Source organism: Acinetobacter sp. UBA6526 (assembly GCF_002434875.1).
Taxonomy (GTDB): Bacteria; Pseudomonadota; Gammaproteobacteria; order Pseudomonadales; family Moraxellaceae; genus Acinetobacter; species Acinetobacter venetianus.
Genome location: NZ_DJLC01000084.1, coordinates 1 through 11167, shown reverse-complemented (window position 1 = coordinate 11167; position 11167 = coordinate 1). Strand labels below are relative to the sequence as shown.

10 protein-coding genes are annotated in these 11167 nt (G+C 38.0%); 7 read left to right on the top strand and 3 right to left on the bottom strand.

All coding sequences use genetic code 11. The features are described from left to right. The 3 genes from B4237_RS05430 to B4237_RS05420 form a co-directional block, all read left to right on the top strand. The coding region (locus B4237_RS05430) for a DUF2345 domain-containing protein (protein ID WP_286942044.1) at positions 1-445 on the top strand (445 nt) is incomplete at its 5' end. Positions 446-447: 2 nt separating this feature from the next. Next, positions 448-1557 (top strand): DUF2515 family protein, encoded by a 1110-nt coding sequence (locus B4237_RS05425; protein ID WP_278595121.1) that lies wholly within the window; start codon positions 448-450, stop codon positions 1555-1557. Next, complete coding sequence (locus B4237_RS05420) at positions 1541-2431, top strand: hypothetical protein (RefSeq protein WP_278595122.1); 891 nt, start codon at positions 1541-1543, stop codon at positions 2429-2431. Before B4237_RS05425 ends, B4237_RS05420 begins: the two co-directional genes overlap by 17 nt. A gap of 120 nt (positions 2432-2551) precedes the next feature. Here B4237_RS05420 and B4237_RS05415 read toward each other — a convergent pair whose 3' ends face one another. Further along, positions 2552-3547 carry a glycosyl transferase family protein gene (locus B4237_RS05415; RefSeq protein WP_278595123.1) on the bottom strand — a complete coding sequence of 332 codons (996 nt, stop codon included), beginning with the start codon at positions 3545-3547 and terminating at the stop codon, positions 2552-2554. Between the two features lie 247 nt (positions 3548-3794). Here B4237_RS05415 and B4237_RS05410 point away from each other — a divergent pair, with 247 nt between their 5' ends. Continuing rightward, positions 3795-4940, top strand: a complete 1146-nt coding sequence (locus B4237_RS05410) for an acyl-CoA dehydrogenase family protein (protein WP_023012897.1) — start codon at positions 3795-3797, stop codon at positions 4938-4940. Positions 4941-4982: 42 nt separating this feature from the next. Here B4237_RS05410 and B4237_RS05405 read toward each other — a convergent pair whose 3' ends face one another. Together B4237_RS05405 and B4237_RS05400 are read right to left on the bottom strand one after the other, a co-directional pair. Continuing rightward, on the bottom strand, positions 4983-5606 hold the full coding sequence (locus B4237_RS05405) for a hypothetical protein (RefSeq protein WP_374974161.1): 624 nt from the start codon (positions 5604-5606) through the stop codon (positions 4983-4985). Positions 5607-5871: 265 nt separating this feature from the next. After that, the gene (locus tag B4237_RS05400) at positions 5872-6819 is read right to left on the bottom strand and encodes an alpha/beta hydrolase (RefSeq protein ID WP_278595124.1); all 948 of its coding nucleotides are present in this window, start codon (positions 6817-6819) and stop codon (positions 5872-5874) included. A 195-nt stretch (positions 6820-7014) separates the two neighbouring features. Between B4237_RS05400 and pheA the strand changes: the two genes are divergently transcribed. The 3 genes from pheA (at position 7015) to B4237_RS05385 (ending at position 11110) form a co-directional block, all read left to right on the top strand. Next, the gene (gene pheA, locus B4237_RS05395) at positions 7015-8124 is read left to right on the top strand and encodes a prephenate dehydratase (RefSeq protein ID WP_007481976.1); all 1110 of its coding nucleotides are present in this window, start codon (positions 7015-7017) and stop codon (positions 8122-8124) included. A 75-nt stretch (positions 8125-8199) separates the two neighbouring features. Next, positions 8200-10449: a bifunctional prephenate dehydrogenase/3-phosphoshikimate 1-carboxyvinyltransferase gene (locus tag B4237_RS05390; protein ID WP_278595125.1), complete on the top strand. Its 2250-nt coding sequence runs from the start codon at positions 8200-8202 to the stop codon at positions 10447-10449. Positions 10450-10726: 277 nt separating this feature from the next. Next, complete coding sequence (locus B4237_RS05385) at positions 10727-11110, top strand: hypothetical protein (RefSeq protein ID WP_004879966.1); 384 nt, start codon at positions 10727-10729, stop codon at positions 11108-11110. Positions 11111-11167 lie beyond the last annotated feature (57 nt).

Sequence of the window (11167 nt, the reverse complement as noted above, 5' to 3'; positions counted from 1 at the left end):
AATGGATTTGCTTGCTAAGCAAGGGATTCAGATTATTTCGACCGAAGACCGCATTGAGATCACCAGTCCGAAAGAGATCGTGATTACCGCGGGTGGTTCTCAGATCAAGTTGGATGGTTCAGGTATTTTCCCGACCACAGGTGGAAAGTTTGAGGTGAAGGCAGGGCAGCATTTGTTTAAAACAGGTCAGGCATTAGGTGTAAATATTAAAGGGTTACCAGCCTTAGAGTTATTTAATGAACAGTTTGTATTAACACTTCCTTCGGGGGAGCCTTTTAAAGAAATGGATTATAAAGTTAGTTCTGGTGATGAAACTTTTATGGCACAGACCAATAAGAAAGGATGGACTAAGCGTATCCATTCACCACAAGAAAAAGAGCTTAAGCTGGAGTTGAATTGGATCAATTTACAAGTTGACCCTGACATTAATGGAGATCAGGAGTAAAAATGACTGGAAGTTTAGAGTGGCAAAGCAATACCAATACGACTGAGAATAGTTGTAAAGAAGTACAGTGTGACTGTTCTACTTTTTGGGAGATTTATCAACAGCAAGCCATTATGCGTTTGTCAAACTTACAGGATCAAAAGACCAATACTTATAAGTTAGAACCAGGCTATGAAGCCCGAGCACGTCGTATAGCCTCTGTATATGCAAAAATATATTTAGAGCAAGAGATTTCGGGAAATAAACAGTTAAAAGGGCGCTACTATTGGATGGGTCTAGGGGCTTTTGCATCTAAAACAGTAGCTGCTGTTTTTAAACATGGATTAACAAGAAATGGATATAAGTGGATACCTTTAGGTTTTGTACGTGATCCAGTACATTCATTTGCTAAAGGTAACTTATGGCTATTTATGGATATAGCTCCATGGCATTACGGATGGAGTGCTTCATCCTTCTCATTTAATCAATGTAAAGTTCAGAGAAATGTTTCTAATTATAGGCATATTAAAAAGGAGGTTATGAATTTACCTTGGTCAAATTGTCTCCCTGTTATTAGCAACTTACAGTGCACAAATGAGATAATGATTGGATTTGCTAAATTACCGGCTATTGAGCAAGTTTTCAAACAAAGTCTTGCAGAACAAAAAAAATTTAAAACCTCTGCAAAAGATCTTTTTTTACATCTTTTGACTATTGCTGTGCAAGAACAGTCAAATATTTTACAGGAAGTTGTATGGAAAGATTGGAAAGTACAAGGTCAAGCTATTATTCAACGTACGACAGGAACACCAGAAAGCACATTGGTTTTATCTAGTGACTATGATTCTGATATGGTTAGGAAAAATAGGCAGGGGCAATATAAGGGGCGACTTGCAAATGAATTATCTCAATTACCTGAAAGTGCGTATAGTGAGCCAATCGAAGGAACAAAAGTTGAGAACTATGATAGTCGCATGAAATGGATTCAAAAGGCGGCTGAAAAATATCATCGTCTTATGCAGAATGAAAAAGGTCGTAAATTCTTAGAAAAAGAGCTAATGATCATCGCAGGTTGGGGGAATAGTAAAGCTGAGTTTAAAGTAGGGAGTGATAGTAATGATGGAAAAATTTAAATTATTATTTTTCTTTCTAATTTTTACTTTATTTGTATCCGCTTGTCAGCCTACCACTAATTTAAATGAGAATTCAGAAATGAATAGACCACAAGAGTATATTTTGCATTTTGGCGCACAGGGTGTTCAGGATTTTTCAAAATATAGTAAAGAAGAAGTAGATCATCAGCCTGCAGGAATGAGCTTCCATTCATTAGATTTTTCACCACCGAATTTAGCTAAGATAAAAATTGAAAATGGAGCGAACAGTTTAATATTGGATAACGTGTTTTCAGTTTTAGGTAGTCAACTTTCTTCAAAATCAGAAGATGGAATCCAAATTTTGGATATTAATTCAGGTTTAACTAAAGAAGAATTTGTTTCCCCTGAGCAAGCGTATGCTGCTTATGTTAATTTGATGAAACGTATTAATCAGGCGGGATGGAAAAATTATTTTTATCGTTTTTCTCCTCGAATTGCAAAGGAGGATAACTTAAAATATGTAATGGGAAACGGAGAGGTAATAGATCCTGCTTATATTTTCACTTTTGATGAGTGGAAAAAAGTAATAAGTCATGTTCCTGCAAAATCAATTGGCTATAGAGTCTATGCTAATGACATACTTTTAGATATTACATTACAACAAACATCTATAAGTGAATCGAATCAAGAACAATATATGTTGCGCTATAGTTTTCAAACAATTCGATACGATGAGCTTAATAGTATTTCAGATTCAGATGAAATGACAGCTAACGAGCTTGAACAAGCATTTCAAAGTTCTCTTATCGAAGATAAGCAATCACGAACTAAAGCAGAACAAGAAGCGAAACAGAAGGGATATAAAATAGATGAAAACTATCAAGATCCTCAAGTTTGGAATTATGTGAAATAATAGATATAGTTAATTTAAAGTGTGCTAGCTCAAACTCAACCTGACAGGAACACTAAAAAATGGGTACCCGTCGGATCAGGTTTGAGCTAGTGCATATAAATCATTTTGGATTGCTTTTTATTAGGAACGACTATTCCATAACTCTTTCGCCATTTCCATCGCTTCATCATAACTATTTACAGCACCCATGGTATACAACGCGATTCCCATGGTTTCGATGACTGCCAATTCGCCATATTCATGAGACTGTTCGCCAATCCAAACTGCTTTAAATACAGCAAGGTCTAGTTCTTCTTCAATAGGGCTGCGGTCTGGTGTTAATTTTGGCAATTCGTGCTCATATAATTCGCCGCTTTTAATTCCACAAATTAACGTTTTGGCATCAGGATTACGTTCAAACTCACCACCTTCACCTTTAATGACAGCACTGTTTTGATAACCTAAACGGAAAGCCGTTTGTTGATGTGAAGTACGATAAGCAGGGTGGAAAATTGCTTGTAAGGTCGCTTTAGCATCAAAAGGATTAATCAATCGAGCAAGCGTATGAATTGGAGAACGAAGCCCCATCACATTACGTAGTGAAATCAATTCACTGAGAATTGGTGAAATGACTTCAAGTGGTAAAAATGCAAAATTGTGTTGAGCAAGCTGATTTTGTACATCATGTTCACTTTGACAAATCGTATAGCCCAAGTACTCTAAAACTTGTTCAGTATAAACGCGGTTGATAGTGTGACCTGATGCACCGTGCATCACAATTTTGTAACCATGATGAGAGAGAGTCAGTGCGGCTAATAAAAACCACGGATAATGTTTACGCTTACCCGCATAAGAGGACCAATCGAGGTCAACTTCGAGAGGTTTAAATGAGAGTTGATGACGAGTCGCTTGAACAAAACCTGCAAGTTCATCTACAGATTCTTCTTTTACGCGAAGTAGCATGAGAAAAGCGCCGAGTTGAACATCAAGTACTTCATTTTTAAGGATCATGCTAAAAGCTTGATAAGCTTCTTCGTAGCTAAGTGAACGAGAGCCAGTTTTACCTTTACCTAAAATACGAACATATTGCGCAAAAGGATGTTCTTCGGTTTTATAAATATTTCGTTTCGTGTTCATGATCGTATTTAAAGCGATGGCTAAGAATTAAAACCAATATGACATAAAAGTGATGTATTTAGCGTAAAAAATGAAAGAAGCTGTTTAATCAGTAAACAATTGTCGTTATGAAAAGCGTATTGCAAACAAAATTATTGACCGAATGAGTCTAGTGATTTGATGCAAACGGGACATGACATCTCGAAAAAAAGTTATTAGCATGACGGCGAACTTATTTTTAAAACAAAGAAAGCGAAAGGAAATAATGATGTTAGCTTACGATGCAGATTTGGAACTCTTCCGTGATAATTTTAAACGCTTTATGAGTGAAAATATTGCTCCTCATTATGAGCAGTGGGAACGCGAAGGCATTATGCCGCGTTCAGTTTGGACATTGTTAGGTGAAAATGGATTTCTGTGTGTAGATGTACCAGAAGAGTACGGTGGCTATGGTGTTCCTACCCATTATTCATTGATGTTAGTTGAAGAGTCTGCACGTGCAGGCTATTGCGCATTATCAACAGCTATTTCATGTCATTCTGAAATTGCTGCGCCATATATTCAACACATTGCTACAGAAGAACAGAAAAAGCATTGGTTGCCAAAAATGGTTTCAGGTGAAGTCGTTGGTGCGATTGGGATGACGGAACCAGGTGCTGGGTCTGACTTACAAGCAATGCGTACTAGTGCAATTTTGCAAGATGATCATTATATTCTTAATGGCTCAAAAACTTTTATTTCAAATGGTCAACATGCTGATTTAGTTGTTCTTGCAGTGAAAACAGACCCGCAAGCGCGTGCTAAAGGTGTGTCTTTGATGCTCGTAGACACACATCTTGAAGGCTTTAAAAAGGGAACAAACTTAGACAAGATCGGTTTGCATTCACAAGATACATCTGAATTATTCTTCGATAACGTCAAAGTACCCAAAGATCAATTGCTTGGGAATGCTGGATCTGGTTTTGCTTATTTAATGCAAGAATTACCGCGTGAGCGTACTGCAATTGCTTCTACAGCACTTGGTGCAATTCGTGGTGCAATTGATTTAGCGACGGCTTATGTCAAAGAACGCCAAGCGTTTGGTCAAGCAATTGCGCAATTCCAAAATACGCGGTTTGTTTTAGCTCAAGCAAAAATTGATGAATTGGCAACTGCTGCATTTTATAACCAAAATGTAGAGCTCTACATGGAAGGTAAATTAGATGTGGAAACAGCGGCTGCATTAAAGAGCTTTAGTACTGATATGCAAATGAAAGTAGCGGATAATTTACTACAGTTATTTGGTGGTTATGGTTATATGACCGAATATCCAATTTCACGTTTCTTCATTGATGCACGTATCCAACGTATTTACGGTGGAACAAATGAAATCATGAAAGAGATCGTAGCTCGTGGATTGATTGGTAAAGCCTAGTTAACTTAGATCAGCCTGTTCAAAAGAGCAGGCTGGTTTTGATTATTTTGATGAAAGAATAACGATAGGATAATTCTGCTGCTTAGGTTGTTTTTGCAGTGCTTGATTTATTTTAATTAGAAAAGCATCAGCCTTATCTTGATTTGGCCAATGATCATTGTATTGACTTCTCTTTTGAATATTAACACCACAACCCGTGATTTCCATGTTCTTGGGATTAAAAGACCAATCGTTTGGATCTTTTAAAAGAACATCTAAGCGATCATCGCAACTTTTCCATAACTGAGCAAACTTATTGTTTATCGCTGGGGCAGCGTCTACGACACGGTAAGCAGTAAAGCCTTTAAACTCGGAATTGAAGAACTGTAAAAAAGTTGTGACTGGCATTCCTCCCCAGATCATTGCTGTATTTGGTGCAAGTTCTATTTCAGTCAAATTTCTCTCATCTAATGCTTTGTATTGTTGATCTATTTGTTTTGAATCCATCAGTTTATAGGTGAGTTTACTTTGTGAGGGAACGATTAAATGTCGAACGTGGGTTGTTGTGGTTGTATAAAAATAAGGGGAAGCATCCCGGCCACAGCCGTTTGGGTTATAGCAGCCAATACAGCCTGTTAAACCTAAACTACTTAGTACAATCATTGGAAATGAGATTATTATTTTCATTTTTACTATTTGGTCTTTTAAAATTTGATTATAACCAATTCAGCAAGAATGAAAATTTGGATTTAAATGTTTTGTTAAAAGCATTTAAACACTCAATGTTTTTATCATTTTTAGTGTGTAATTGGCCGTTGGATCAATTGGTCATTCTGTTGCATAGGTAATGAAGTAAGTTGAGTTATCGCTACAATTACAACCCGCATTAGGCAACCACTACACGCAGTTAAATCGATATTCACTAAACTTAGTCAACTAAAGCCGAAAAATTTTACTCATTGTTTTCTTGTACCGGTTCATCAAACAAATTCGTACAACTTTCTGGCTGACAACCAGCAAGCATGATTGCTTTTGGTAAGCTTGCATACATGTTTGTTAAATGTTGTTCAGCAGGGTGTCGGAAGTCCCAGTATAAAAACTGTTGTGTTTGTTGTTTTTTGAAGTTTTGATAAAAGTGACTCTGCTTTTGCTGTGCTTGAAGATCAGGAGTTGCATTTTTGCGATGTTCATGTGTTCCAACAGTAGTCATTAACATCATTGGTTTAGTTTTATCTCTTTTATTCAACCAATCATTTTGCTTTTCTAAAAGCATATAGTCATCAAACCATAGCGAAGGGCTTGTAGCGATGTATCGTTGAAAGCTTTGTGGCTGAGTAAATATCGCATGAAGTACAAATAACCCACCAAATGAGTGTCCAAATAGGCTTTGTTGTTTTGTATTTACGTTGATTCGTGACTCGATTTCAGGTTTGAGCTCTTTTTCAATAAATTGAAAAAATTGATCTGCTCCTCCGTATTTGTATTTGGCTTCAGATTGAAATTTTGCAGAAGCTTTCGGGGTATAGTCTAAAGCGCGTTTTTGAACATCAAATGTACTTTGATTAGGATAACCAATCGCGATTACAGCGACAGGACTTAAACCTAATTTATTAGCACCAGCACCAACGGATTTTGCTATGTTAGTGGCACTATCAAATGCAGCATTTCCGTCCAGTAGATAGAGTACTGGAAAGCCATCTTTTGGCGTGTCCGTTGTAGGAACAGCAACTTGGATTAAATATTCATGTGAAGTGTATTTAGACTTCAATACAAAGCTTTGTTTATTTTCAGTCTTTGTGAATGAATCATTTATTTTTTCATTCACGGAAGTTGCTTGGGCAGATGCCGAATGAATGCTTGTAATGATAGCGAAAGACAAAATACTAAAAAGTTTGAACATGACTAAGTTCACAACAATAAAATTTAAAAGAATTTAATATATAATGAAAATCATTATCAATAAAGAGTGTTTATAAAAAAGAGTTAAAACTCATCGTGTTTAATGCATGAAAGTATTGCTATACTAAGCCGAATAAACAATTCAACGATGAATTGTAATCCATTCTTATAGATGATTTTGCTGAGGCTGCATTCAATGGTAAACGATGGACAAAACACATCGACTTCACTTAATTTAGAACAAATTCGCGACGATATTGATAGTGTTGATCAACAAATCCAAGAATTACTTAACCGTCGTGCTTCTTTAGCTGAAGCTGTAGCGAAGGCAAAGTTTGCAGCTGAAGATAATCCATTGTTTTATCGTCCTGAGCGTGAGGCACAAGTCCTTCGTAAAGTGATGGAGCGCAATCAGGGGCCACTTTCTGATGCGACAATGGCTCGCTTATTCCGTGAGATTATGTCTGCTTGTTTAGCGCTTGAAGCACCGCAAAGTATTGCTTTCTTAGGGCCTGAAGGGACTTATACACATTCAGCTGTATTAAAACATTTCGGTAAAGATGCAGTCGTTCGTCCATTGCCAACGATTGATGAAGTATTCCGTGAAGTTGAAGCAGGTGGAGCACATTATGGTGTTGTACCTGTAGAGAATTCTTCCGAAGGAATTGTGAACCATACCCTTGATTGTTTTAAAGCATCAACTTTAAATGTCATTGGTGAAGTGGAATTACGAATACATCATCAATTTTTAATTTCTGAAAATACACGAAAAGATAGTATTAAGCAGATATATGCGCATCAACAAACATTAGCGCAGTGCCGTAAATGGTTAGATGCGAATTATCCCGGTGTTGAGCGTGTTGCTTTAAACTCAAATGCGGAAGCTGCTCGTCGTATTCGTAACGAATGGCATTCAGCTGCAATTGCATCTGATATTGCAGCAAGCATGTACAACCTTGAGATTTTACATAGCAATATTGAAGATAATCCCGAAAATACTACTCGTTTCCTTGTGATTGGTCGAGAGAAAATCCCGCAAAGTGGTAATGATAAAACGTCATTGCTCATTTCTGCACATGATCGTGCAGGCGCTTTATTGGAAATTCTTGCACCATTTGCGAAACATCAGATTAGCTTGACCAGTATTGAAACACGTCCTGCTTTACCTGAAAAATGGGCTTATGTGTTCTTTATTGATCTTGAAGGTCATATTGATCAAGCAAATGTTGCTGCTGCCTTAGATGAAATTCGTCCAATGGTGAAAGAACTTCGTGTACTCGGTTCTTATCCAATCGCAGTTTTGTAATCAATTTTTATCACATAGCTAGATGAGCTATTCATCTAGCTATCCCAAAGTCGTCTTATTGGGCAAATCTCTTTTATGTCTGAACCATTGTTTAAAAAAGTTGCATTTATTGGGCTTGGGCTGATTGGTTCTAGTCTCGCTCGTGTGATCGTGGCAGAAAAATTAGCATCTGAAATTGTTGCTTCAACACGTTCAAAAAAAACCTTAGAAGATGCCAAAGCATTAGGTCTCATTCAAAATGGTTACGCAACACCTGAAGAAGCAGTCCAAGGTGCAGATTTAATTGTTTTAGCATTACCAGTTCGTGCAACACAGAAAGTGCTTGAACAGATCAAGCCCTATTTAGTTGATCATGCCATTATTACTGATGTGGGTAGTACTAAAGGTAATGTTGTAGATGCTGCAAAAGCAGTATTTGGTGAAGATTTACCCGTTGGATTCGTTCCAGGTCATCCAATTGCTGGTGCTGAGCATACTGGTGTTCATGCGGGTAAAGTTGATTTATTTGCCAATCATAAGGTGATTTTGACACCGTTGCCGACCAGTGCGGGTTGGGCAGTTGAGAAGTTGATTCAACTTTGGTCTGCGGCAAAAGCAGAAGTCATTTGTATGGATGTGAAAAAGCATGATGAAGTGCTTGCTCATACGAGCCACTTACCACATCTCATGGCATTTAATCTTGTTGAGCAGCTTGCAAATCGTGAAGATAATTTAGATATTTTCCGTTATGCTGCTGGAGGTTTTAGAGACTTCTCCCGTATTGCAGCAAGCGATCCGCAGATGTGGCACGATATTTTCTTTGCCAATAAAACTGCAATTTTAGAAGCCGTAAATGGTTTTGAACAACAGTTGCTTGTTTTAAAGAAACTGATCGAACAAGAAGATTCTCATGCATTGATGGGCTTGTTGGGTCATGCTCAAGCAGCACGTCAGCATTTTAACCATATGTTAGCCAAAAAACCTTTGATGGAGAAAAACAAGGTGACACAGCAATTTACCATTTTGCCAGGAAAGAAAACATTTACAGGTAAATTCACCGTGCCAGGTGACAAATCTGTGTCACATCGCTCGATCATGTTTGGTGCGATTGCTGAAGGCACAACACACGTTACTGGTTTCTTAGAAGGTGAAGATGCACTCGCTACACTTCAAGCTTTCCGTGACATGGGGGTAAGCATTGAAGGGCCTAAAAATGGTGAAGTCACGATTCATGGTGTGGGGATGCAAGGCTTAAAAGCACCTGCAAGTGCCTTGTATATGGGCAACTCAGGTACGAGTATGCGTTTGCTCTCGGGGATGTTGTCAGCGCAAAAGTTTGATTCTGTGATGACGGGTGATGCGTCATTGTCTAAACGTCCTATGGAGCGTATTGCGAAGCCTTTACGCGAAATGGGTGCGCAAATTCAAACGACGGGTGAGAAAGGCACACCACCAGTGAGTATCACAGGTAGCCAAGCATTAAAGGGTATTCAGTACGATTTACCTATGGCTTCTGCTCAGGTGAAATCAGGAATTTTACTGGCAGGTTTATGGGCGGAAGGTGAGACTTCCGTTACTGAACCTGAACCAACCCGTGACCACACTGAACGCATGTTGCGTGCCTTTGGTTATGATGTAAAAACTGAGGGAAATAAAATTTCTCTCGTTGGTGGCGGTAAGTTGGTTGGCACAGATATTCAAGTACCTTCTGATATTTCCTCGGCTGCATTCTTTATGGTGGGTGCTGCAATTACTGACGGTGCCGATGTGGTGCTGGAAGCCGTTGGAATTAACCCAACGCGTACAGGTGTCATTGAAATCCTAAAACAAATGGGTGCTGACCTAACTGTTGAAAATGAGCGTATCGCTGGCGGCGAACCGATTGCAGATATTCATATTAAAGGTTCAAGAACTTTAAAAGGCATTCATATGCCAGAAGATCAAGTACCATTAGCAATTGATGAATTTCCAGCATTGTTTATCGCAGCAGCTTGTGCTGAAGGTCGGACTGTTTTAACAGGGGCTGCTGAACTTCGAGTTAAAGAGTCAGATCGTATTCAAGTGATGGCAGATGGCCTGAAAATCATGGGTATAGACTGCACACCAACTGAAGATGGAATCATTATCGAAGGTAAAGGTAAATCTGGTGACTGGTCTGCAATTTTCGCGGGTGGCGAGATTGAATCGCATCATGATCATCGTATTGCAATGAGTTTTAGTATTGCGGGCTTACGTACTTCGGGTGAAATTATCATTCAAGGAACTGAAACGGTCGCAACAAGTTTCCCTACATTTACTGAGTTAGCAAACACTGCTGGTTTGGATTTACAGGTAGTGGATCAATAATCTAATTTTGTAAAGATAAAGGCAGCAATTCATGTATTGAGTTGCTGCTTTTTTATTTATAGATTATAAAACTAGATGTTTAATTGATCATTAAGGCCCAAAATCACCCGTTTTTAGATGTACATATCTAATTGGGTCGAAATTTGTCAATTTACTAAAAGAAGTTAGACAATCAGCTAATCAATTAAAGACAATTGTATATATAATAATTCTTACCGTACGAGTCGGTTTTACTCTGTGATCCAGAGCTAAAAACATAAAAATTAGAGGGAATACCATGAAAACGTTGCAATTCATAGCAGATTGCCCAAAACATGGGGTGGTTGATCATCCACCAAATGAATGCTATATCACTCAAGAATATGTTGCTGCGCTATTGTATAAACAATTAGAACAATATGGCTTTGATGCACATCATATTCGTCATGAACATGAAAAAATTGAAGTTCGTATTGATAATCATCAGTTACCTCTTTCTATCCTATGTTCTGAACAGGATGCCGAAGGGCATATTTTATGCGAGATTACTGCAAATCCTCAGCGTGAACTGGCTTGGTTTGAAAAAATTGAAACACAGAGTATTATTCGCCAGTTAGCGCAAGCTGTTGAAAATAGTTTAAAAGCTGAGCATAGTTTTTCTGATTTTGTATGGAAATCATAAATACACATACCTAATTTTTTATAACAAAGTGGATAACAAGTTTGTTGATCCACTTTT